Source organism: Kitasatospora sp. NPDC036755, from assembly GCF_040636595.1.
GTDB lineage: Bacteria > Actinomycetota > Actinomycetes > Streptomycetales > Streptomycetaceae > Kitasatospora.
This window is the reverse complement of record NZ_JBEZUT010000041.1, coordinates 1-22,355: the sequence shown is the minus strand read 5'-3', so window position 1 is coordinate 22,355 and position 22,355 is coordinate 1. Positions and strand designations below refer to the sequence as shown.

The 22,355-nt window shown below is 71.2% G+C and carries 21 protein-coding genes; 8 read left to right on the top strand and 13 right to left on the bottom strand.

Annotated elements, in window-relative coordinates:
• Positions 1-75 precede the first annotated feature (75 nt).
• Both AB0E96_RS09280 and AB0E96_RS09275 read left to right on the top strand, forming a co-directional pair.
• A complete protein-coding gene (locus AB0E96_RS09280) occupies positions 76-930 on the top strand; it encodes a hypothetical protein (RefSeq protein ID WP_359820497.1) in 855 nt (284 codons plus the stop codon).
• Between the two features lie 468 nt (positions 931-1,398).
• A complete protein-coding gene (locus AB0E96_RS09275) occupies positions 1,399-1,881 on the top strand; it encodes a hypothetical protein (RefSeq protein WP_359820495.1) in 483 nt (160 codons plus the stop codon).
• On the opposite strand, the gene AB0E96_RS09270 is transcribed toward AB0E96_RS09275, so the two are convergent.
• Entirely contained in the window at positions 1,847-2,629 is a 783-nt protein-coding gene (locus tag AB0E96_RS09270; RefSeq protein ID WP_359820492.1) for an IS5 family transposase, read from the bottom strand. The genes AB0E96_RS09275 and AB0E96_RS09270 overlap by 35 nt on opposite strands.
• A 634-nt stretch (positions 2,630-3,263) precedes the next feature.
• Complete coding sequence (locus tag AB0E96_RS09265; RefSeq protein ID WP_359820490.1) at positions 3,264-3,677, bottom strand: transposase; 414 nt, start codon at positions 3,675-3,677, stop codon at positions 3,264-3,266.
• Positions 3,678-3,880: 203 nt separating this feature from the next.
• Between AB0E96_RS09265 and AB0E96_RS09260 the strand changes: the two genes are divergently transcribed.
• The 4 genes from AB0E96_RS09260 (at position 3,881) to AB0E96_RS09245 (ending at position 6,881) form a co-directional block, all read left to right on the top strand.
• Complete coding sequence (locus AB0E96_RS09260) at positions 3,881-4,486, top strand: hypothetical protein (protein WP_359820487.1); 606 nt, start codon at positions 3,881-3,883, stop codon at positions 4,484-4,486.
• 45 nt (positions 4,487-4,531) lie between these two features.
• Entirely contained in the window at positions 4,532-5,308 is a 777-nt protein-coding gene (locus AB0E96_RS09255) for a transposase (RefSeq protein ID WP_359820484.1), read from the top strand.
• A gap of 120 nt (positions 5,309-5,428) precedes the next feature.
• Positions 5,429-6,283, top strand: coding sequence for a hypothetical protein (locus AB0E96_RS09250; RefSeq protein WP_359820482.1), 855 nt, complete (start codon positions 5,429-5,431; stop codon positions 6,281-6,283).
• Between the two features lie 112 nt (positions 6,284-6,395).
• Positions 6,396-6,881, top strand: coding sequence for a hypothetical protein (locus tag AB0E96_RS09245; RefSeq protein ID WP_359820479.1), 486 nt, complete (start codon positions 6,396-6,398; stop codon positions 6,879-6,881).
• Here the strand turns inward: AB0E96_RS09245 and AB0E96_RS09240 are convergent.
• On the bottom strand, positions 6,847-7,629 hold the full coding sequence (locus AB0E96_RS09240; protein WP_359820477.1) for an IS5 family transposase: 783 nt from the start codon (positions 7,627-7,629) through the stop codon (positions 6,847-6,849). The genes AB0E96_RS09245 and AB0E96_RS09240 overlap by 35 nt on opposite strands.
• 358 nt (positions 7,630-7,987) lie before the next feature.
• Here AB0E96_RS09240 and AB0E96_RS09235 point away from each other — a divergent pair, with 358 nt between their 5' ends.
• Positions 7,988-8,872 (top strand): IS5 family transposase, encoded by an 885-nt coding sequence (locus AB0E96_RS09235; RefSeq protein WP_359820522.1) that lies wholly within the window; start codon positions 7,988-7,990, stop codon positions 8,870-8,872.
• A 366-nt stretch (positions 8,873-9,238) separates the two neighbouring features.
• Here AB0E96_RS09235 and AB0E96_RS09230 read toward each other — a convergent pair whose 3' ends face one another.
• The 3 genes from AB0E96_RS09230 to AB0E96_RS09220 form a co-directional block, all read right to left on the bottom strand.
• The gene (locus tag AB0E96_RS09230; RefSeq protein ID WP_359820474.1) at positions 9,239-10,363 is read right to left on the bottom strand and encodes a site-specific integrase; all 1,125 of its coding nucleotides are present in this window, start codon (positions 10,361-10,363) and stop codon (positions 9,239-9,241) included.
• Positions 10,364-11,657: 1,294 nt separating this feature from the next.
• Positions 11,658-11,903 carry a hypothetical protein gene (locus AB0E96_RS09225; protein WP_359820471.1) on the bottom strand — a complete coding sequence of 82 codons (246 nt, stop codon included), beginning with the start codon at positions 11,901-11,903 and terminating at the stop codon, positions 11,658-11,660.
• 72 nt (positions 11,904-11,975) lie between these two features.
• A complete protein-coding gene (locus AB0E96_RS09220) occupies positions 11,976-13,232 on the bottom strand; it encodes an MFS transporter (RefSeq protein WP_359820469.1) in 1,257 nt (418 codons plus the stop codon).
• 107 nt (positions 13,233-13,339) lie between these two features.
• Between AB0E96_RS09220 and AB0E96_RS09215 the strand changes: the two genes are divergently transcribed.
• A complete protein-coding gene (locus AB0E96_RS09215) occupies positions 13,340-14,359 on the top strand; it encodes a helix-turn-helix domain-containing protein (RefSeq protein WP_359820467.1) in 1,020 nt (339 codons plus the stop codon).
• A 497-nt stretch (positions 14,360-14,856) separates the two neighbouring features.
• On the opposite strand, the gene AB0E96_RS09210 is transcribed toward AB0E96_RS09215, so the two are convergent.
• The 7 genes from AB0E96_RS09210 to AB0E96_RS09180 all read right to left on the bottom strand — a co-directional run bounded on the left by AB0E96_RS09210 (position 14,857) and on the right by AB0E96_RS09180 (position 22,135).
• Positions 14,857-15,873, bottom strand: a complete 1,017-nt coding sequence (locus AB0E96_RS09210; RefSeq protein ID WP_359820465.1) for an aspartyl/asparaginyl beta-hydroxylase domain-containing protein — start codon at positions 15,871-15,873, stop codon at positions 14,857-14,859.
• An 85-nt stretch (positions 15,874-15,958) separates the two neighbouring features.
• Positions 15,959-17,383 carry an MFS transporter gene (locus AB0E96_RS09205; protein ID WP_359820463.1) on the bottom strand — a complete coding sequence of 475 codons (1,425 nt, stop codon included), beginning with the start codon at positions 17,381-17,383 and terminating at the stop codon, positions 15,959-15,961.
• A gap of 13 nt (positions 17,384-17,396) precedes the next feature.
• Positions 17,397-18,104, bottom strand: coding sequence for a helix-turn-helix domain-containing protein (locus tag AB0E96_RS09200; protein WP_359820460.1), 708 nt, complete (start codon positions 18,102-18,104; stop codon positions 17,397-17,399).
• Between the two features lie 206 nt (positions 18,105-18,310).
• Positions 18,311-20,122, bottom strand: coding sequence for a non-ribosomal peptide synthetase (locus AB0E96_RS09195; RefSeq protein ID WP_359820458.1), 1,812 nt, complete (start codon positions 20,120-20,122; stop codon positions 18,311-18,313).
• A gap of 14 nt (positions 20,123-20,136) precedes the next feature.
• Complete coding sequence (locus tag AB0E96_RS09190; protein ID WP_359820455.1) at positions 20,137-21,150, bottom strand: TauD/TfdA family dioxygenase; 1,014 nt, start codon at positions 21,148-21,150, stop codon at positions 20,137-20,139.
• The gene (locus AB0E96_RS09185) at positions 21,147-21,914 is read right to left on the bottom strand and encodes an alpha/beta fold hydrolase (protein ID WP_359820453.1); all 768 of its coding nucleotides are present in this window, start codon (positions 21,912-21,914) and stop codon (positions 21,147-21,149) included. Before AB0E96_RS09185 ends, AB0E96_RS09190 begins: the two co-directional genes overlap by 4 nt.
• On the bottom strand, positions 21,911-22,135 hold the full coding sequence (locus tag AB0E96_RS09180) for an MbtH family protein (RefSeq protein WP_359820451.1): 225 nt from the start codon (positions 22,133-22,135) through the stop codon (positions 21,911-21,913). The genes AB0E96_RS09185 and AB0E96_RS09180 overlap by 4 nt, the downstream gene beginning before the upstream one ends.
• Positions 22,136-22,355 lie beyond the last annotated feature (220 nt).

Sequence of the window (22,355 nt, the reverse complement as noted above, 5' to 3'; positions counted from 1 at the left end):
GTCCTGTGGGTTCCCCTACAGGAACCCGCAGGAAATCCACTGGAGGCGCGCGAGTTGGCCCGCTAACGTGCCCGCATGCCGAAGAACCCGAAGCCGCCCCGTGGCGAGGAGCAGGCTGCCGAAACGCTGGTCAACCATGTTCTCGGCACCGAGACGCGTTTGCGCGACGACAACTCCAAGCCCGGCATGCCCGATCTCCTGCTCGCGGCGCCCAGCTACCCGGAGCCGACCATCGCGGTGGAGATCACCTCCACCACCGACCAACAGCAGGCCAGGCTCTGGGGCTTCATCGACAAGAAGTACTCCGACGAGGTCTACATTGAGTTGTCCATGGGCTGGTTCGTCGAGTTCCGGCCGGGCGCCCCGGTCGGCGAGGCCGAGGCGAAGCAGCTCGTACGCGTCCTCGCGGACCTGGAAGCCAGGGGCGTCGAGCGGGTCAGTGTCCGCGACTGGGACACCGAGATGCCCGCAAACACCCCTGCCCCCGAGCACATCACCCGCCTTCGGGCGCTCGGGCTGCGGGCTGTCGCCCAGATCGGATCCGGCCCCGAGGTGCGAGGCCGGATCATCCCGTCCACCATCGCCACCGGCACAACGCCCGCCACCGCCGAGGCGGTCACCCCGTACATCGACGCTTTCCTGCTGACCGGCACCGCTGGCAACAAGCTCGGCAAACTCCAGCGCGCCAAGGACGACGGCCTGCACACCGTGCTTTTCATCTGGGCAGACTCCTCTCACCTGAGTATCGGCATGGCACTTGACAAGGCCTTCCTGCCCGGCGGCGACCCGAAGGTGCCGCAACAGGTGGACGAGGTGTGGCTGGCGAGCTACTTCGCCCGGCACACCCTGTTCCGGTGGACCAGGACGGCCGGGTGGGCAGTAGTCCCGGTGCACGGCGCGGTCACCACCACCAACCCGCAAGCGGAGTAGCCACACTGATCACTGGCGCGGGGCTGCTGCTGCCGGAGGAATCCGATGACCGCCCCCAGCCCCAGTCGACTCCGCCCGCCACCGCGCCGTCCGCACCGGAGCCGGGCAACCCTCATCACCCAGGACACCCAGGCCAAGCTTCTGACCCGGGAGAAGACGCAGGGCGAGCGTGCCGCCATCCGAATGTCGGCGACCTCGGTCCACCGACGCCGCAGAACTCACCACCTGGGTCGAGACGCAGTGCACCGGCGAGCAGGCTGCCCTCAGAGAGATCGAGCGCCAGGAGCAGGCCGCCGCGCAGCGCGAGCAGCAGGCTCTGGACCATCTCAACCAGGCAGTCCAGCACGCTGGCCTGAGAAGCCGTTGTCTTTCCGAGAGCGACGGGTGCGTTTCCGCTGGTCAGGCATAGACCCGGTGCTTCGGCGGTAGAGACGAAGCGTCGTTTCGTCTCTACGGTGGAGGTGCCGGATGCCGTCGGTGATGGGGCTGCTGGAGGAGCGTGAACGCGCCGCTCGGCAGCGGGTGGAGGCCCTTCAGGCCGAGCTGTTGGAGGCCGAGGCTGCGTGGAAGCGGTTCGTGATCGCCCGTGAGACGGTGGCCGAGGTCCTGGCTCTTCCTTGCGGAGGCGAAGAAGGGCCGCCGGTGGTGGTGGCCGGTGAGGGGTCGGGGCGGATCACCACGGCGTTGCCCGGTTCGACGGTGCCGCAGTGGCACGAAGGGCTCGCCCCGGCGGTGCTGGCACCGGACTACCGGCGGCTTATGGACGCCCTGTCCGGTCGTGGGGAGGCGATGGACTGTCGGCAGCTCGCGGCGGCGCTCGGCCTGGAGGTCGTTCCGGCAAAGGTCGAGGGGGTGCGGTCGAAGGTGAAGCGGCTGGCCGCGCGGGGCTGGCTGGCCGAGGACCGTCCGGGGATGTTCAGTGCGGTCGCCGGGCGAGCCGGCGGCTCATGACCATGCTCATCGACCACCGAATCATCGCTTCCGAGGTGTCGGTTCGGGTTTCGTAGTCGCGGACGAGGCCGCGTGAGCGCACCAGCCACGCGAACGTCCGTTCCACCAGCCACCTTTTCGGCAGCACCACGAAGCCCGCGGTGTCGTCGCTGCGTTTGATCACGGTCAGCGCGACCCGCCAGGCATCGCGGGCGAGGTCGACCAGGCGCCCGGTGTAACCGCCGTCGGCCCACACCAGCGTGATGCGCCAGTGCCGTTCGCGCAGTCGTGCCAGCAGCCTCTGGCCGCTCTCGCGGTCGGTGGCGGATGCCGCGGTGACCATCACGACCAGCAGCAGACCGAGGGTGTCCACCACGATGTGCCTCTTGCGGCCGTTCACTCGCTTCCCGGCATCGAAGCCCCGGCTCGCGGCCGGCACGGATGCGGCCCCCTTCACCGACTGGGAGTCGATGATCCCGGCGGTCGGCTCCGGATCGCGGCCCGCGCCCCGGCGGACCCGGTCGCGCAGCCGGTCGTGGAACTCGGCGACCAGGCCCGTGTCGCGCCAGCGTCGGAAGAAGGCGTAGACGCGGTCCCAGGCGGGGAAGTCCGCGGGCACCGCCCTCCACGCGATACCGCCCGCGACCAGGTAGCGGACGGCGTCGACCATCTGCCGATGGCAGTAGCCCTCCGGCTGTCCGCCCTTTCCTTCCAGCCAGGCGGGGACGGGCATCGCGTCACGCACGACGGCCCACTCCGCGTCGCTCATGTCGGAGGGATACCTCGGACGCCTGTGCGGCCGGTCTCCGGCGTTCCCGAACCGGTGAGCGAGGCAATCACACGACAGGGCGGCCGAGTTGGACGTCACCGGCGCGGACACGGAAGACTGCAGCACCAGGGGCCTCCTGTTGCTCGGTTGGATTCGACACCCACGAGCTGTGCGGGAGGCCCCACTTTCATGCCCAGCCAGCCAGAAGATCACCCAACCGAGTCGGCAGGCTCGAACTCACGATCACCAAGCTCGATAGAGCAACGGCTAGTCAGAACAGGTCCGCCACCGGTGTCGCCGACGGCTCGGGGACCGTGGTGCGGACTCGCCTGCGCAGGCGTATGCCCTGGATGGAGAACTTGCGCATCACGCGGGCGACCCGCTTTCGTTGATCTTCCGGCTGGCGGCGCGGAGTTCGGCGGTGGTCCGCGGGGAGCCCTAGGCGCCGTCGGAGTCGGTGTGGACGGCGCGGATCTGTTCGGCCAGGGCCCGGTCGGCGGCCTGCTGCGCGGTCCGTGCGTCGACACCGTCCCGCCGAGCCACTTGTAGTGGCTGGAGCGGTTCATGCCCAGGACCTGGCACAACCGCTTCACGCCGAAGGCGTCCCGGTGGTCGTGGACGAACTGGAAGCGGCTCACCAATTCGTCTCGCCGGCGAAATACTTGGACGCCCTGCGCAGGATGTCCCGCTCGGTGGCCAATTTCCGCTCGCTCGCCTCGAGTTCGGCCACCCGGGCCTCCAACTGCCGGATCCGCTCGTCCGGGTAGGCGGAAGGCGCGGTCTGTGCCGCTCGGGCCGGCGCCGCCCCGCCCGTTCGAGCGTCGGCCGGGGCAACACCGCGGCGTGCCCGGTCCCGCAGCACCCACTCGCGCAGCGTCGCCCTGTTGATGCCCAGGTCAGCGGCGATGTCCTTGTAGGTCGCCCCGGGCGTGGACTCGTACAGGGCCACGGCATCGGCCTTGAACTCGTCCGAGTAGTCCTTCATCGCCATCGGCGGTGTTCTCGCTTCCTCCGGATCAAGCAGATCCAGTATCAGCGTGTCCACCACTCAGGCTCAGGGGGATGCCCCCGCCGCCAGCCTCCAGTGCCTGGATGGTTCATCACCAGGTATCCAGGATGCTCCGATTGGCAGATGGCTTCATCCCATAGGCTGAGGTTCCCACTTGCCGCTGGCTGATTCCGTGCTACTACCTTGAAACTGGTCAGGGATGCGGCGATTGCATCCTCCAACAGCGTCCGCTCCGCGAGTATATGAGGAAGGATTTCATGGGCACCGGAAAATATCGCCTCACCGTCATCGTCGCGTTTGCAGCCCTTATGATTGGGGACGTGTCGGCTCCGGCGACAGCTGCATCCGCTCGAGTTGGGGGGGAGCTGGCAGGCGCTGCGGTGCCGGGCATCGCACCGTCTGACCCCGACGAGTCCGCGGTCTATCTGGATGCCGACGGTCGGGTGATGGATATGGGCAGAGCCAAGGGCTTGGGCGCAACCCGGGAAGCTGCGGCGTTCGGTTGCACCCCGGTCAGTGGGAGGGACAACCCTCATCGATCCAGCACTGGGGTGGCAGTGTCTGGTCACGGGTGGTGGAACAAGGGGAGCTGCCACAACGACCGTGCCAGGGTCTACAACTGCTTGTACGAGTGGTACACAGACAACACATGGCGCCAAAAGGCATGTTCAAAGCCAAAAGTGCTCAAGCCCGGCGGCGGGAAATCTAACCGTACGGTGGCCCGCCACGACTGCCGCGATACCCAGCGGACGTCTTGGCGTAACCACGTAGACGTCGATGTGATCGACGAGATCGATACCCCCGAGCGGCCGATGAACCAGGCCGACGTGGACTGCCGAGTCTACTGAGGGACTAGGTCGTAACTCCGTGGGCTGAGTGGCGTTGGTCTGGGTGTGCAGGTGCCGTCGGCGGAGCGTCGTGAGCTCATCGAAGTGTTCACCGGGCTGCGCCCGGCCCAGTTCAGGCGCCTGGTCCAAGCGGTGAAGCACCGCGGCGGGCGGGCACCGGACCGGTACAGGCTGGGCCGGCCATGGGCACTGTCCCTGGAGGACAGGGTTCTGCTGATCGCGGTCAACTACCGGACGAACCTGACCATGCGCCAACTTGTCCCGCTGTTTGGCGTCTCATCGGCGGCCGCCCACCGGATCATCGACCAGCACAGCCCGTTCCTGGCTCTGGCGCGGACCCGGCGCCACCCCACAGCCGACGACGTGGTCATCGTCGACGGCCCCCTGGTCCCCACCCAGGACCGCAGCGTGGCCGCCCCGTCGAAGAACTACCAGCACTCAGCGAACCTGCAGATCCTCATCGACGCACATACCCGCATCGTCCTGGCCGTCGGCAGGCCTGTGCCAGGCAACCGCAACGGCTGCCAGGCGTTCTCCGAGTCAGGCATCGACATCGTCTGTGGCGACGCCATCGTGCTGGCCGACAGTGCCTACCGTGGCACCGGCGTACTCATCCCGCACCGCCGCCGACCCGGCCAGGAGTCACTCGACTGGCAGCAGGACGACAACCGCTCCCACCGCCGAGTACGGGCACGGGTCGAACACGCCATCTCACGCATGAAGAACTGGAAGATCCTCCACGCGCGTCGGCGCAGGGGCTTGGCCGCCTACTGGGCGGCCAGCGGCATCGCCCGCATGCACAACCTCGCCCTCGCCGACTGACCGGGCCCCTGGCAGCGCGCGCGTTGCCAACGCTGCCAGCCGAGTTACGAGACAGCCTTTAGTCGGCTACCGCTCACGGGCCAGCCGTAGAAGCCACAGCTTGGTTCATAGGAGCGCGATATGTCGGATCCGGGTGCTGCTGCGCAGCCGGGCATTGCGCCAACCGCTCGTCGCACCGCAGGAACCATGCTAGCCGCCCTCTACGGCGAGCTGGTCCCGCACTCCTGGCGTGATCCTGAGTCCGAGCACGATGCCTACCAGCTGTTCCACCAGCGCTCGCTTGCCATGGGCTGGCTTGACGATCGGGCGAGCATTGCAGAAGAGCACGCTCCCGAGAAGCGCATGATCGTCGCGCCGGGGCTGTGGGCCATGAACGACGCAGGATGGAACCACCCTCTTGCCGATCCGGCGTCGAGGCTGATCTCGTGGTTCCAGGTCGAGGCCAGCGCGGTTGTCGGTGACCGGCCGTTGCCAGTACAGCCGTTCCTGCATTGCGCGGAGGACACGACCAAGCAGATCGGGGCCGTGCGCCTCACTGCAGTTCAGGTCCTCCTGCCGGTTCAAGGGATCGACGTCTCGGCTCGTCCGCCCTATGCGATGGTGCCGTCTGCGCAGACATCCGACTGGTTCAGCGAGCGCGATCCACGATCGAGGCCAACGGTTAAGGTCCGCATCGACACCGGCCGCGACCCGTCGGTACCGGTGGTTGCATTGCAGCTTGCTCACAGCCTCAGCGTCCTGGACCAGAACGTGTTTGTGGGTGGGCCTGATGAACGTGTCCTCCCGGGTAGCTTCCCGGTGCCGCCATTTGACGACCGCCTGTGGAACGGTCCGCCCCTGCATGGCATGACACTGTCCGGTGAACTGGCAGAGTGGTCCTGTGACGCGGTCGGTTGGCTGGCTGAGGCCGTAGCCGACTCCGCTGCCCGCCTCGGTATCCATACACCACTGCTGCTCACCGTCGCACAGGCCTAAGAAGCCGTTGTCTTTCCGAGAGTGACGGGTGCGTTTCCGCTGGTCAGGCATAGTGTCGGCGATTCGGTGGCAGGGTCGGGGTGTCGTGTCGTCTCTTCGGTGGAGGTGCCGGATGCCGTCGGTGATGGGGCTGTTGGAGGAGCGCGAGCGTGCCGCCCGGCAGCGAGTGGAGGCCCTGCAGGCTGAACTTCAGGAGGCGGAGGCCGCGTGGGAACGGTTCGTGATCACCCGTCGGACGGTTGCCGAAGTCCTGGCAGAACCCCACGCGGGCGAGGTGGCATCGGCAACCGCAGTGGCCGGTGAACGGCCGCCGGCGAGGGTCGCAAAGGCAGTGCCCGGAACGGTGGTTCCCACCTGGAGGGAAGGGCTCGCTCTCGACTCGCTGGCGCCGGACTACCAGCGGCTCATGGAGGTCCTGGCGGGGAGTGGAGAGGAGATGAACTGTCGGCAGCTCGCGGCGGCCTTGGGCCTGGAGGTGGTCGCGGCGAAGGTGGAGGGAGTGCGGTCGAAGGTGAAACGCCTGGCCGCGCGGGGCTGGCTGGCCGAGGATCGCCCCGGGATGTTCAGCGTGCTCGCCGGGCGAGCCGGCGGCTCATGACCATGGTCATCGACCACCGGATCATCGCCTCGGAGGTGTCGGCGCGGGTCTCGTAGTCGCGGGCCAGGCGGCGTGAGCGCATCAGCCACGCGAACGTCCGCTCGACCAGCCACCTCTTGGGCAGCACGGTGAACCCGGCGGTGTCGTCGTTGCGTTTGACCACGCTCAGCACGATCCGCAGAACGTCGCGAGCGAGATCGACCAGGCGCCCGGTGTAGCCGCCGTCGGCCCACACCAGCGTGATGCGCCAGTGCCGCTGACGCAGCCGCTCCAGCAACGTCCCGCCGGCCTCGCGGTCGGTGACGCAGGCCGCAGTGACCATCACCGTCAGCAGCAGCCCGAGGGTGTCCACGACGATGTGCCTCTTGCGGCCGTTCACCTTCTTCCCGCCGTCGAACCCCCGGCTTGCGGCCGGCACCGACGCCGCCGCCTTCACCGATTGGGCGTCGATGATGCCCGCGGTCGGCTCCGGATCTCTGCCCGCCGCCTCGCGGACCCGGTTCCGCAGCCGGTCGTGGAATTCGGCGACCAGGCCCCTGTCCCGCCAGCGCCGGAAGAACGCGTAGACGCAGTCCCACGCGGGAAAGTCCGCGGGCATCGCCCTCCAGGTGATGCCGCCCGCAACCAGGTAGCGCACCGCGTCGACCAGCTGCCGGTGGCAGTAGCCCTCCGGCTGCCCACCCCTTCCCTCCAGCCAGGCGGGCACGGGCATCGCGTCGCGCACGACAGCCCATTCCGCATCGGTCATGTCCGAGGGATACCTCGGTCGTCTGTGCGGCCGGTCAACGGCGTTTCCGAACCGGTGGGCGAGACAATCACACTCCCGGGCAGCCGAGTTGGAGCCGACCGGCGCGAGGGCGTACAACTGCGACAACAGGGCCTCCTGGCGCACTCAAGGTCTCGACAACCCCGAGCTGCACCAGAGGCCCTGTCTTCATGCTCGGCACGCGGCAAGATCACCTGACCGAGCTGTTCCAGTCGAACCCACGTCCACCAAGATCGGTACGACAACGGCTTCTGAGAAAGTGTTGGGTAATTGATCGACTGCATGGCGTGATCATCTGGCGGTGATCTTCGCGGGCGAGGTGTCCGCGAAGATCACCGCTATGTGTGTCTGTGTGTGCAAGCCGTCCTACGGCTCGTCGTTGACGGATGCTCAGTGGGAGGTGATCGAGCCGTTGCTGCCGGTTCGGGATCCGCGCAGGGCGGGCCGTCGGCTGAAGTTCCCGCGTCGGCTGGTTGTGGACACCGTGTTGTACGTGTTGGTCAGCGGGTGTGCGTGGCGGCTGGTGCCGCACGATCTCGCGCCGTGGGACGTGGCGTACCGGTGGTTCCGTGCCTGGACGGCGGACGGCACGTGGAACCGGGTCCACGACATGCTGCGCGATCGTGTGCGGGTGGCGGACGGGCGGGATCCGCAGCCCTCGGCGGCGATCCTGGACTCGCAGTCGGCCCGCAGTCACCAGGGCGGTGAGGCGATCGGCTACGACGCGGGCAAGCGCGTGTGGGGCCGCAAGCGGCACCTGCTCGTGGACACCTGCGGTCTCGTGCTGCGGGCGGTGGTGCACTCGGCCTCGGTGCAGGACTGGGCGGGCGCGAAGCTCGTCCTGACCGGGGTCCGGGAGGAGTTTCCGCAGGTCGGGCTGGTCTGGGTCGACGGCGGCTACGTCAACGTCGTCGATGCCGGCCTGGTCGGCTGGGCAGCCGGGCACGAGAACCTGGAGATCGTCGCGGTGCCGCGCAACGCGGATGTGAAAGGCTTCCAGGTGCTGCCCCGCAGGTGGGTGGTCGAGCGGACATTCCCCTGGCTGGGACGGTGCAGACGGTTGGCACGGGACTACGAGCGCAAGACCGCGCACGCCGAAGCGATGATCAAGGTCGCCATGATCCGCCTCATGGCCGCCCGCCTCGCCGGCGAGACGATCGAACCACGCGGCCCCATCGAGACCGAAGCGGCCCGCCGCCTCGCCGACGACCTCAAGAACGAGTGATCACCCGATTACCCAACACTTTCTGAGCCGCCTCGGCAGGACCGGGCAGAACCTCGACGACACGATCCACCTCCTCGACGTGCCTGCCGACGCCGACCAGCAGGCCGTCACCCCGTGCCTGGGTGCCGGGCCGCGCCCCTCCTGACGAACGGACCACCGTGGACCCTGCAGCCCTGGCCTGGCTCCTCGTCCAGCTCGGCCCCACCATCCCCGGCACCGACCTCACCGTGCGCCGCACTTACGCTCGCTAAATTCAGCGCCGAGGTCCGCGATTTCCAACCCCGCGGCCTGAAGGTTGTCCACCCCAGGAAGCCGGCCCGGTGCAGTTTCGCCGGACCGGTGAGGGGCTCCGGCCGCGACGACTTTCTACGCGGCGAGCGGCAGGTCGTCGTTGCCACGGGGGAGGGCTCGGAGCCGGTCCGGCTGGGCTTGGTCAAGTGCCCGGGCGAGAGCGTTGACGGCCTGGTCGGCGGAGTCCTTGAAGAGGTGGCCGTAGAGGTTGATCGTGGTCGCGAGGGTGGCGTGGCGCAGGGTCTTGGACACGATCGCGATGGGGATGCCCTCGGCGATCATGATGCTGGCCGCGGTGTGGCGCAGGTCGTGCAGCCCGATCTTCGGGAGGTCGAGTTCGGCGGTGCGTTTGCGGAGCTGGTCGAGGACCCACTGGGGCCGCAGGGGTGATCCGTCCGCGTGGGCGAAGACGAGGCCGTCCAGCTGGCCGTCGGGGTGGGCGTTCATCTGGATAGCGGCCTGGCGGTGGAGGGCGGTCATGACTCTGGGGGAGAGGCTGATCCAGGCGCGGCTGGCCTCGGTCTTGGGCTGGTTGAAGTGGAGGTCGCCGTTGTCCATCGCGGACAGGGTCCAGCGGACGAAGAGCTTGCGGTCCATGAGGTGGACGTCCGACCAGTGCAAGGCCAGGACCTCACCGCGGCGCATGCCGGTACCGAGCATGACCTCGAACAGGTCGGCCAGCTGGTCCGCGTACTGCTCCGCGTTGTGCCGCAGGAACGCCGCCGCCTCCTTCGGCGTCCAGCACGTGCGCTCCTCGGCGCGGGGCTTGGGCGGCACGCAGTGCTCGGCCGGGTTGAACTTCAGCCGCCACGACCGCACCGCGTGGTTCAGCGCGTTACGCAGCGTCGAGACCACCCGGTACAGCGTGACCCGGCCCCGGCCGGCCTTGCGCTGCGCGGCCATCCAGTCCTCGATCTGCTTCGGCCGCAGGTCCAGCAGCCGACACCGCCCGAACGCCGGGATCAGGTCCCTCTCCACATAGGCCTTGTAGCCGGCGTACGTGTTCACGGTGAGTTCCTCCTTCCGCGCGGCCAGCCACTCCCGCAGGTAGTCCGCCACGGTGGTGCGGCGCTCTTCGTACGCCCCGCTCAGCTCACCCTCCAGCACCGCCGCCAGCTCCTGCGCTGCCTCGCTCTCGGAGGCGAAACCTCCCCGCCGCCGGGCACGCCGCCTGCCGTCCTCCGGAGCCAGGTCGACCAAGTACGTCCACGACCCGTGACCCGCCTCTTCCAGCAACCGCACACACCGCGCACCCAACCGCTTCCCGCCCTCGTCCCGGCACCCGCACCGCCGGTACACCCGGCCCCGCTGCGCACGCTGTCCCACGAGCTTCCCCTTCTCCCGGACTGCCTGGTGACTCTGGGGCAAGAGTGGCTGCTGTGTCAGGTGTGGCGGCAGAGCGCGTGGGGCGGTGCGCGAAGCACTCAGAACCGGCTGGCGAGGACACGCTCAAGACGACACACCGTCCGGAAGATCACCATCCGTAGCCAGTGGGTAGTCGACCCTGATCCGACCGGACCGCCTCGTCTGCCAGGGGCAATGCGCGACGGGCTGCGGCGGTCGACAGAAGGGTCCTGCTGAAGGGTCGACAGATTGCTGTCACTCGCGGCGACGAAGGCGGGTCCGGGGGCCTGGGGACCATCTGGGGACCGCACCTGGTGGGCGCCCATGAGCGCCTGTGGGCGCTTACGGACATCTATGTGCGAACTTGAACCCGGTTGGACATCGGCCGGGTTCGGGCTCTGTCGACCGTGGATCTTCAGCGAGAGTCTCAACTTCCCATGTTTTCAGTCTAGTTGAGCAACAAAAAAGCCGAGGCTTCAAGGCCCCGACTGTCGACACTAGTTGAACCCCTTGACTGGGGGTCAAGGGGTCGCAGGTTCAAATCCTGTCGTCCCGACCAGCATTTCTGCAGGTCGGAGGCCGTTCTTATCGAAATGATAGGAACGGCCTTTTCCTTTGGTGGTCGCAATGTGGTCGTGAACGCTCGTTCACATCGCCTCGCCGGGCACGTTTCCGCAGGCCTGGCCCCTCCGACCTGGTCGTGACGGGGCATTTGTTCATTCATCCGGGAATCCGCGTGCCGTCGATCGCGGACTGGTCGCCTCTTCGGCGCGGAAATGGTCCAGTATTCGCGGGAAGTAGGCATGCCGACGGAACCTGCGGCGTCATCTGCTCCGACGGGCCGCACGTTTATCGGGTGTCAGTTATGAGCCGGGAATCCCGGCTGCTTGTCGGCCCTGGTGGCGCCGGAGCGGCCAGGAGCGCCGGGCCGCCCGCAGTGGCGGGGCCGTCAGGCCGCGTGGCTGAACAGCGGGTTCGGCAAGCCGGCGCCGTGGGCGGGGGCGTCCGGGTCGTGCCGAGTGCGGGCTTCGACGAGGTGGAGCCTTGCCTCGATGGTGTGCGCCCTCGAACAACTGCTCATACAAGGGTGCCTCACCGACGAGACCCGCTGGGCCGGCGCTGAAGAGCGCTGAATCATGGTCAGCGCTGCTCAGTCAGCGGCGGTCTGTCCAGGCCGCGAGGCTGCCTCCAACTCGCTCCGGACATGCTGCTGTCGGTCCTCCGGAAAAATCCCCAGGCCCAGCCACATCCCCTGCTGCCCGTCCTCGTGGGGCACCAGCCACACCGGCACCTGCCTCAGCAGCCCGCGCAGGCACATGTCGGACGTCCCGCCGCTGCCCGGCGAGAAGTGGTCGTGGAACGCGATGATCAGCCGCGGACGCTCCTGGAGGAGCATCCGAGTGTTCCGTTCCGGTCCCGCCATGCCCACCCCCCCGGGGCCGGGCCCGGCGCTCGGCCGCCCAGTCGACTACTGGCCCGGTGTCGCGTGCGGCAGGCGGCGCACTGCGGGGACCGCTGGCGGCAGCAGGGCGATCACGACGAGCAGCAGGCCCGACACCGTGGTGACCGCGTACGGGCCGAAGCTCTGGCTGAGCGGTCCCACCGCCAGCAGGGCGACCGGGATGGCCAGGTAGGAGAAGAGGTCGTCGTAGGCGGCGACGCGGGACAGCACCCCCGGCGGGATGTGCTCCTGGAGGGAGGTGTCCCAGGCGATCGCCGAGACCGAGGAGCCGGCACCGGCGACGAACGACGCGGCGATCAGCCACGGCACAGGCAGCCGGGCGCCCAAGGCAAGCAGCGGGAGGGCGTTCAGCGTGACTGCGAGCTGCCCCCACAGCAGGAAGCGCCGGATGGTCAACCGGTAGAGCAGGCTGCTGCTCAGCAGCATGCCGACACCGCGCACGCTGAGCACCAGGCCCCACGTCACGGGGGAGAACACGTCGGCGGTCAGCTGAGGTCCCAGGATCTGCCAACTGCCCGTGTTGACCAGGTTTACGGCGCAGAACGCCAGGGTGACCGGCCAGACCCAGGACGTGCGCCGGAACGCGTCCCAGCCCTCTCGCAGGTCGCGGGCGAGGTGCCGTCGTCCCTTGGAGGCGATGCGGTCCGAGGAGGCGGGCAGGCGCGCCAGGAACGCGGCGGCGAACAGGTAGCTGAGCGCGTCGAGGGCGATCGCCGCGCCGCCGCCCGCGGCGACGACCAGCACGCCCGAGATCGTGGGGCCGAACACCTTGGTGCCGTTCTTGACCATGCCGAGCAGGGCGTTTGCCCGCTGGAGCCCGTCCTTGGCCACCAGTTCGGGCAGCAGGCCGCGCAGGGCGGGGGAGGTGAACGCCCCCAGCACCCCGTTGAGGAAGCCCAGGGCCGCGATGGGCCACGGCGAGTAGTGGCCGGTCAGGAGCAGTGCGGCGATAGCGCCCTGGGTCAGCGCGGAGCCCAGGTTGGCGGACACGAGGACCAGGCGTCGGGGCAGCCGGTCGGCGACCACGCCGCCGATCAGCATGAAGCCGAGCATCGGCAGCATGCGGGCGGCCAGCACGAGACCCAGGTCTCCCGCTTGCTCCGATGCGTCGAGGACGGCGAAGGCCAGTGCCACCGGCGCCATGGAACTGCCCAGCAGGGACACGGCCTCTCCTGCGAAGTACCAGCGGAAGCTGGGCTGTCGCAGCGGAGAGGCGGAGGGCGGGGCGGCCGGGGCGGAGGAAGGAGAGGTCGCTGTGGGCACCGGCCCGAGTATGCGGACGAACGGTCGGTGGCACTATCGTTTCGCGGGCTGCCGAAAGTTCGTGGGGGTGGGCGTCTCCCCGAGCCGAGGAGGAAGGAACACGTCGGATGGTGCTGCTGCGCCTGGATTCCCGCGCCCTGTCACGCTCCCGCTTCGCACTCTCGCCGCTCGCGGAGACGCTGGGCGCCGCCATCGCCCTCTCCCGGCCATGCACCGACACGTGGCTCGCGCCCTGGCACGCCCGCCACCACGCCGCCTTCCGGGCCCGGCTCGACGCCGACCCGTTCGCCAGGGGTATGGTCGCGCTAATCAGCTCGACGAAGTACCTGCCCGACCACGTCTCGTTCCCCCCGCCCGGCGGCATGCGCACCCGGCTCCACGAAGAGCTCGCGCAGATGGCACGGGTGCCGGACGAGGCCGTTGGCGCGAGCCTGCAGCTGGCGGTGGAGGCGAGCTGGGAGCGGCACGATCTCGGCGCGTGGCTCACCGGCCACGACTGGGCCGGCCGTACCGCAGAGCTGTTCCGGCACATCTGGGACACGCACCTCGCCGCGGACTGGCCGCGCCGCCGCGCCCTGCTCGAACGCGACGTCACCTACCGTGCGGGTCTGCTGGCTGCCTACGGGTGGCCGCGCGCCGTGGAGCGGATGAACCGGCACAGCGTCTGGGTCGGCGCGGACGCGATCCGTTTCAGCAACCGGCCCGGTCACGACCGTGTGGTCGGCCCCGAGGGCATGCTGTTCGTGCCGTACACCTGCGCCGGACAGGGCACCTGGCTGTGCGAGGCGCCCGGACTGCCGTACGCGCTGGTGTACCCCGCCCGCGGCACCGGCGACCTGCAGTCGGCCGGGGCCGGCCCCCGCAACCAGGCCCTGGCCCGGCTCATCGGCACGGGCCGCACCGCGATCCTGCGCGCCCTGGAGAGCCCGGCCACGAGCAGTGAACTCGCCGCTGAACTCGACCTGTCGCTCGGCACGGTCGGCGGCCACCTCGCGGTCCTGCGCGAGGCGGAACTCGTGGTCGGCGAGCGCACGGGCCGACGCGTGGTCTACCGTCGCACCGAGGCGGGCGAGGTGCTCGCCACCGGAAGAACCACGATGGCCGGGGATGGTACGGCCACGAGGTAGGGCGCGTCCTGCTGCCAGGCACCCGGTGAGACCGGGCAGCATCGGCGGGGACCGGTCTCACCCGTGGATCCCCCGCTCCTCACCTGACGGCCCGGCCTCGGCTCCGGAATCCCGACCGCTGACAAGCGGGGTCCAGGGCTGTGGCCCCGGGCCCATGCCCGTAGGCCACGACGGCGAGGACGGACGTGGCCATGGGGACGACGACGAAGAGTGCGACGGTGCGCATTCCGCCCAGCAGGCCGAGCCGACCGCGGCAACCGGGCCGCTGGCGGTGCCACGGAGGGAGGCGAGGTGGACCTCCGCCGCGCAAGGGGAAGAGCCGGCGGTCGTCCGGTCTCCGTTGGTGTGAACGGCTTGCTTGTGGGCGAGCTTTGGCGGTGAGGTCGTCGGGCGGGGTGGTGTACGGCGGGGGCGGCCCGCACCGTGGGGTGTGGGCCGCCCCCGCTCCGGCGGCTTCCGGGGGCCGCCGGGCTCGTGTGCCGCGTGGGGCGGCGGGTTCAGGCCGTGACGGTGGTGGCCGGGGTGGCGGGCCGGATGACCTCCTCCATCCGGCTGCCCCAGCGCATCCGCAGCCGGATCCGGGGGCCGCCGACACCGGTCGGCTCGATCTTCAGGGTGCGCTCGGCCGTCCAGCCCATGGCGCGGAACTCGCCCTCGCCGAGGTGGACCAGGCCGGCCCGGGGCTCGCCGTCCACGTCCAGCACCAGGCGCTCGTTGTCGACCCGGATCCGGCCCGCGCGGTCCGGGGAGGCTGAGACGGCGTCGGCGGTGTGCTGGTCGTCGGCTGCGGCCAGCTCCTCCGACTCGCCGTAGAGGAAGGCGTCCGGAAGGGGGAACTCGCAGGCGAAGGAGGGGAGTTCGGCCTCGACCAGGGGCAGCTCGGGGCGGTTGAGCAGCACGTCGGACCAGCGCAGCTCGTCGTGGAACTCAGCGGGGAACAGCTCCAGCAGCTCGTGGTTGACGTAGGCGTCGATGACCATGTGGACCCGGCGCTCGGTGCCGTCGTTGCGCACCGAGTGGAGGCGGGAGAAGTCGCCGAACCAGAGGGTGCCGGGCTGCCAGGTGTGCTTCTCGCCGCCGAGGGTGAGGACGGCCTGGTCGTTGGTGACCAGCGGGATGTGCAGCCGGACCCAGCCGGCCGGCAGCCCGTACGGGACGTCCCGGTGCTCGTCGACCTCGGCCCCGACGCCCAGCGACATCAGCCGCACCGCCCGGAGTTCGGTGGGCAGGGCGTCGAGGATGGACGCCATGTACGGTGCCCGCGCCAGCCAGGAGGTGCCGGCGTAGCCGACCAGGCCGAGGCCGCCCGGGTCGGTGCGCTCGTCGCTGCCCTCGGGGCTGCGCAGCGGGAGCACCCGCCAGTCGAGCTCGGTGGCCTCACCGGGCTCGAGGCTCTCCCCGTAGGTGCGCTGGGCGGCCCACGTGGTCCGCTCCAGGTCGTGGAGTTCGGCCAGCAGCCGATCGACGTCGTACTCACCCTTGAGCTGTACCGCAGCGAACGCGCCACTGGACATGGGAAATCGTCTCTTTCCGTGGGTCAGAGGGATCCGGGGTTCGGGTCTTTTGGCTCTGCTGTCACGTTATGCGGAGAAATCGGCGTTATGCGGAGGTCCCGGGGGCAGTTTCGGCGGCAGTCGCCGTGGTGGCGGCGACGGGTTCGGGCCTGCCGGCAGGAGCTGACGTGGAGTCAGAAGGGTTGTTCGGGGCGGCGTTCGGGCCTCCGGTGGGGCGCCGTTCGTCCAGTTCGCGCCAGTGCGGTCGCAGCGCGGGCAGGACGGTGCTGGCCAGGTAGAGGCCGGCGCAGGAGTACAGCACCGGCACCAGGCCGGCCGCGGTGACGGCGGCGCCGGCCAGCATCGGGCCGAGTGGGACCCCGGCCGAGCCGACGGAGTCGGTCAGTGCGGAGACCCGGCCGAGCAGCGGGCGCGGGATCCGTTCCAGCATCACGGCGTTGAGGATCGGGTTGACGAAGCCGATGGCCAGGCCGTCGCCGACGGCGACCAGCAGGACCGCCCAGAGCGGCAGGTGGAAGGCCATCACCAGGAACCGCGGCGGGCCGGCGATCAGGAAGGCGATCACGTAGGTCGGGCGGCGCTTCAGCCGCTCCGCGAAGGCGGTGGCGAGCGCCGACCCGCCGACCGCGGCGATGCCGAACACCGAGCCCAGCGCGCCGATCGCGGCCGGGCCGCCGCCGTACTCCTTGGCCCACACCGGGATCAGCAGCGAACCGTACGCCGCGTCGACCAGGTTGGTGACGCTGAGCATCACGGCGATCGAGCGCAGCAGCCGGTCCTGGTGCAGGAAGCGGATGCCGGCCCGGAGCCGGTCGAGGTAGCGCTCCGACTCCGCTTCCCCGCCCGTCGCCCCGCCCGTCGCCCCGTCCGGCTCTCCGGCGGGCCGCGGCCGGGCGCCGCCGCGCGGGCCGGTCAGTGCGATGAGGGCGGCGGAGACCACGAAGCACAGCGCGTTGGCGGTCATCGCCCAGAGCGGGCTGAGCACCGCGATCAGCGCTCCCGCGGCGGCCGGGCCGGCGGTGCCGGCCAGCCGTTCCAGGGTGCCGACCAGGCCGCTGGCCCGCTCCAGCGGGATGCCGGCCTGCTCGGCCACCTCGGGGGTCATGGTGCGCTTGGCGACGTCGCCGGGGCCGCGGGCGACGCCGATGGCCGCGGAGAGGACCAGCAGCGCCCCGAACGGCAGCGCGTCCAGCCAGTAGCAGAGCGGGACCAGGCCGACCACCACCGCGCTGACCAGGTCGGCGAAGACGGCGAAGGGGCGGGAGCCGACCCGGTCGATCAGCGGCCCGGCGAGGGTCTTGCCGATCACCAGCGGGACCGCCTCGCAGAAGGCGACCAGGCCCGTCCGGGCGGCGCTGCCGCTGGTCGCGAGGACCAGCCAGGGCAGCGCGATCATCGTCAGCCGAGTGCCGAACAGGGAGACGGTGTACGCGGCGAGCAGTCCGTGCAGCGAGGAGCGTCGGTGGCCCTGGGGGACCGAGGCGTCGGCGACGGGCTTCCGGGAGGGCATGGCGGTCCTTTCGTCACTCCGGTCGGTGCGGGGGCGTCCGGGCGGAGGGCTGGTCGGAGGGCGGGGGCCCGGCGGGCGCGGGCGCCGGGTCGGTGAGCGCCCCGGGGCGGGGGAAGGCCTGGAGCTGCAGCACGACGGGGGCGGTGTCCGGGTCGGCCCCGGTGGTGTCCGGGTCGTCGCGGCGGTAGCGCCCGATCACGTCGAAGAGGTCGGAGACCAGCGACTCCAGTTGCTCGGCGGTCAGCCGCAGCGCGAAGTCGCTGGTGCTGCTGGCCTCCCGCCACGCGGTCGGCAGCAGGTGCATCTCGGCGATGGCGGCGCGGGTCTGCTCGGCGTAGTAGTCGGCGACGCTCTGCAGGTAGGCGCCGGCCAGCGCGGCGGACTCGACGTCGGCGAAGTCCTCGGTGTGCAGCCGGGTGGTCTGGTGCACGGCCCGCCACCAGCGTTCGCGGCCGGATGGGCGGGGGTCGGGCTCGGCGAAGCCGTACGCGGCCAGCTGGCGCACGTGGTAGCTGGCCGAGGCGGTGCTGACGCCCGCGCGTTCCGCCAACCGGGTGACGGTGGCGGGTCCGTCGCTCCGCAGCAGGCCGAGCAGCTTCACCCGCAGGGGGTGGGCCAGGCCGCGCAGGCTGCGGGCGTCCAGGAGCACCTCGCCGCCCGGGTTGGGGCCCATCGGCCAGGGGCGGTCGGCGGGTTCGGGGTGGTTCGGGGTGGCGCTCATGGCAGCAGCGTAGATTCCCAAGACTCCTTTGCCAAGACTTCTTGGCAAAGGAGTCTTGGGAAAGAAGTCCCGGGAAAGCGGACGGGCCGGTCGGGCCCGGCGAACGGGCACGGCGCGCCGCCCCGTCCGCCGCGGTGGGCGGGCGGGGTGACGCGCCGTGGGGAGTCCAGGGGCCCGGCCCCGGGACTCGGCGGGCCGCGGCCGGCTCAGGAAGCCAGCAGGGCGGCCTCCCGGGCCAGGTCGCGCAGCCTCGGGTGCTGGTAGACCAGCCGGCTCGGGATCACCACCCCGAGCTGCCGCTTGAGGTTCGCCACCACCCGAAGGGCCATCAGTGAGTGCCCGCCGAGGGCGAAGAAGTCGTCGGTGGCGAGCACCCGTTCGCGTCCCAGCACCTCCTGCCAGGCCTCGGCGACCGTCACCTCGAACTCGCCCGTCGGCTGCGCCTCGGCGGCCGGGCCGCCGTCGGGCACCGCCTCGACGGCCGGGTCCGGCAGGGCGGCCCGGTCCACCTTCCCGCCGACCGCCAGCGGCAGCTCCGCCAGCTCGGTCAGCGAGGGCAGCATGTAGGCCGGCAGCCGGGCCGCCAGGTGCTCGCGCACCGCGCCCAGGTCCGCCGCCGCGCCCGGACGGGGGACGACGTAGCCGGCCAGGGAGGCGCCGGTGGCGTCCGGGCGCAGCACCACGACGGCCGCCGCGACCGCCGGGTGGTCGGTCAACACGGTCTCGATCTCGCCGAGTTCGACCCGGAAACCGTTCACCTTGACCTGGTGGTCGACCCGGCCGAGGTAGTCCAGGTTGCCGTCCGGACGGCGGCGCACCCGGTCGCCGGTGCGGTACATCCGGCTGCCCGGCGCCCCGAACGGGGAGGCCGGGAAGCGTTCGGCGGTCAGCCCGGGCCGGCCCCGGTAGCCCTGGGCCAGGCCCGCGCCGGTGAGGTACAACTCGCCCTGCTCGGCGGGCCGCAGCCCCTCGTCCAGGACGTGGGCCTCCACCCCGGGCAGCGGGGTGCCGATGTGCGGGGTGCCACCGGTGACCCAGCCGGCCGTGGCGTCCACGGTGCACTCGGTGGGGCCGTACAGGTTCACCGCCTCGACGAGGCCGCGCCCGGCGAGCTCGGCCAGGTCCGTCCACATCGCGGGCGGCACCGCCTCGCCGCCGATGAACAGCCGCAGCGGGCGGGCGGGGAGCCGCTCGGCGGCGGCCGCCACCTGGTCGCGCAGGGCGCTCCAGTGCGACGGGGTGGTGTCCAGGTCGGTGGCGCCGTGGGCCAGCAGGTGGGCGGCCAGCTCCTCCGGCTCGGCGCGCAGCTCCTCGGTGAGCAGCAGCAGTCCGTCGCCGCGGCAGACCCGGGCCCACTGCTGGACGGAGGCGTCGAAGGAGACGCTGGCGTTCCAGGCGACCAGACCGGGGGTGTCCCGGTAGATCCCGCGCGCCTCCAGGGCGTTCAGCAGCTGGGCCACCCCGCCGCGGGTGACCGTGACGCCCTTGGGGCGGCCGGTGGAGCCCGAGGTGTAGATGAGGTACGCCGGGGCGTCGGCCGGCACCGGGACGGGTGCGGCCGCCGGGGCACTGGCCGGGGCGTCGGCGGGGTCCAGCGTCCGGACCCCGGGGGCCCAGTCGTGGCCGGGGGCGGCGACCACCAGGGTGATCCCGGCGTCGCGGACCACGTGGTCGAGCCGGTCGGCCGGGTGTGCGGGGTCGAGCGGGACGTACGCGGCGCCGGCGTGCCACACCGCGAGCAGGGTGACGACCAGGTCGGCGCCGCGGGCCAGGCCGACGCCCACCGCGCCGCCGGGGCGCACCCCGGCGTCGGTCAGCGCGGCGGCCAGCGCGCCCACCCGGCTGTCGAGTTCGGCGAAGGTCAGCCGGTCGCCGGCGGGCGTGGTCACCGCGGTGCGCTCCGGGTGGGCGGCGGCGGCCACCCGGAAGCGCTGCAGCGGGTCGGTGGGGGCCCCGGGAGCCGGGGCGGCCGGGGCGGCCCGGCCGGCGTCGGTCGGGCCGGTCGAACTCGAGTGCATCGAAGGCTCCTTGGCTACAGCGGGGTGGGCTGGAGGGACGCCGCGCCCGCCGGGACGGCCGGATCGCAGTCGGCGAGGGCGACCGGCTCGCCCATCGCGACGACGATCTTCCGCTCGCCGCGGAACGGGTCCCGGCCGTGCGCGGTCAGGACGTTGTCGACCAGCAGCAGGTCGCCCGGCTGCCAGGTCTCGCGGACGGTGGCGCGCTCGTAGGCGGCGTCCATCAGCGCGGCCTCCTCGGCGGTCAGCGGGGTGCCGTCGCCGAGCGCGGTGTTGAACGGCAGGCCGTCCGGGCCGAACTCGCCGACCAGCACGTCCCGGATGTCCGGGTCCAGCGACCACTCGCTCCAGAACGCGACGTGGTTGAACCAGACCTCCTCGCCGGTGCGGGGGTGGCGGATCAGCGCCGGGCGCAGTTGGCGGGTGCGCAGCGTGCCGTCCTCGCCCCACTGGCAGGTGATCCCGTTGTCCGCGCAGTACGCCTCCACCTCCGCGGGGGAGTCGGTGGCGAAGGCGGTGCGCCAGTCGAGCGAGATGTGCTCGCCGTAGGCGCGGGTGAGCGCCCAGCCCTCGGTGCGGAAGCGGTCCACCAGCGCGGGCGGCAGTTCGGCGAGGACCCTCCGGACGTCGGCCACCGGGGTGGCGCCGCCCTGCTCGGGGGCGGTGAGGCAGCAGAACAGCAGCAGACCGGGGAAGGTCAGGGTGTAGCTGTTCTCGTTGTGCATCCGGATCGCCTGGGAGGGCGGCAGGTCGGTGGAGGAGAAGACGTCGTCGCCGAAGTCGCTGCGCGGGGTGGCCTTCTCCTGGTACTTGGCGCGGGCGGCGAACAGCGCGTCCCGGACGGCCGCGAAGTCGCCGGCGGAGGCGATCGGCAGGCCGTGCACGTACAGCGAACCGTGCCGGGTCAGCACCTCGCGCAGTTCGGCGTGGTGCGCGCGCATCCAGTCGGCGGCCCCCTCGGCGGTGGACACGCCCTCGACCACGGTGCGCACCGGCCGACCGGGCGCCTCGGTCCAGTCGAGCGTCATGGCTTCTCCTCTCTCGGCGCGAAGTGCTCGGGCAGCGACTCCCAGAGCCGCTGGTGGTAGAAGTGGCCGCCGGGCAGCCGGTCCACCCGCAGCTCGCCGCGCACGCAGCGGGCCCACTGCTCGGCGACGGCCGGCTCGATGACCGCGTCGTCCTCGCCGTACAGCACCTGGACGGGCATGCCGACGCTGACCCCGGGGGTGGGCCGGTAGGAGTCCCGGACGACGATGTCGGCGCGCATCAGCTCGACGGCCATCTCGCTGAGGTCGGCGTCCGCCAGGACGTACTCGGGCAGCAGGCCGATCTCCCGCATCCAGTCCAGCAGCCGCCCGTCGGCGTCCTCGATCCGCGGGAAGCGGTCCCGCTCGGTGACGCCGCGGTCGGCGGCGTTGCACGAGGAGACGATCAGCCGGGCCGGGGCGTGCGCGCCGCGGGCCTCCAGCCGGGCGGCCACGTCGTAGGCCATCCAGCCGCCCATGCTGTGCCCGAACAGGGTGTAGGGGCGGCCGCCGGCGGCCTGGAGCACCGACTCGGCGGCGTCCTCGGCGAGTTCGTCCCAGGTGGCGGCGAAGGGCTCGGCGAAGCGGCCCTCGCGGCCCGGGTAGCAGACCAGGGCGAACTCGGTGGAGCCGTCGACGAGGTCGAGCCAGTCCCGGTACGGGCCGGTGCCCCCGCCGCAGAAGGCGAGGCACACCAGGACGTGGTCGGCGTCCGGGCGGGGGGCCGGCCGGACCACCCTGGCGTCCTGCAACAGGTGGGCGCTCACGACTGGGTGGCCACCTCGTCCATGGCGCGGCGCAGGCTCGCCGGGCGCATGTCGGTCCAGGTCCGCTCGATGTGCTCCAGGCACGCCGCGCGGCTGTCGACGCCGTGCACCGCGCGCCAGCCCGTCGGCACCGCGATCTGCGCGGGCCAGAGCGAGTGCTGGTCCTCGTCGTTGGCGAGGACCAGGTACTGGCCCTCCTCGTTCTCGAAGGGGTTGGCCATGGGTCCGGTCCCTCTCTCGATGGGGTGTCAGGGTGGGGTGGTTCCGAGCGTAGGAGCGATGGGCGGCCCGGCCCGGCAGTCGTCCCGGCGGGTGCCGGGCAGTTTCGGCGCGGCGGGGGAGGCGCGCCGGCCCGGGCGGGGGGGGAGGCGCGGCCGCCCGGGCCGGCCGGGGGTCCGCCGGGAGGGGGGCCGCGCGCGCGGGGGGCGGCACGGCGCCGCC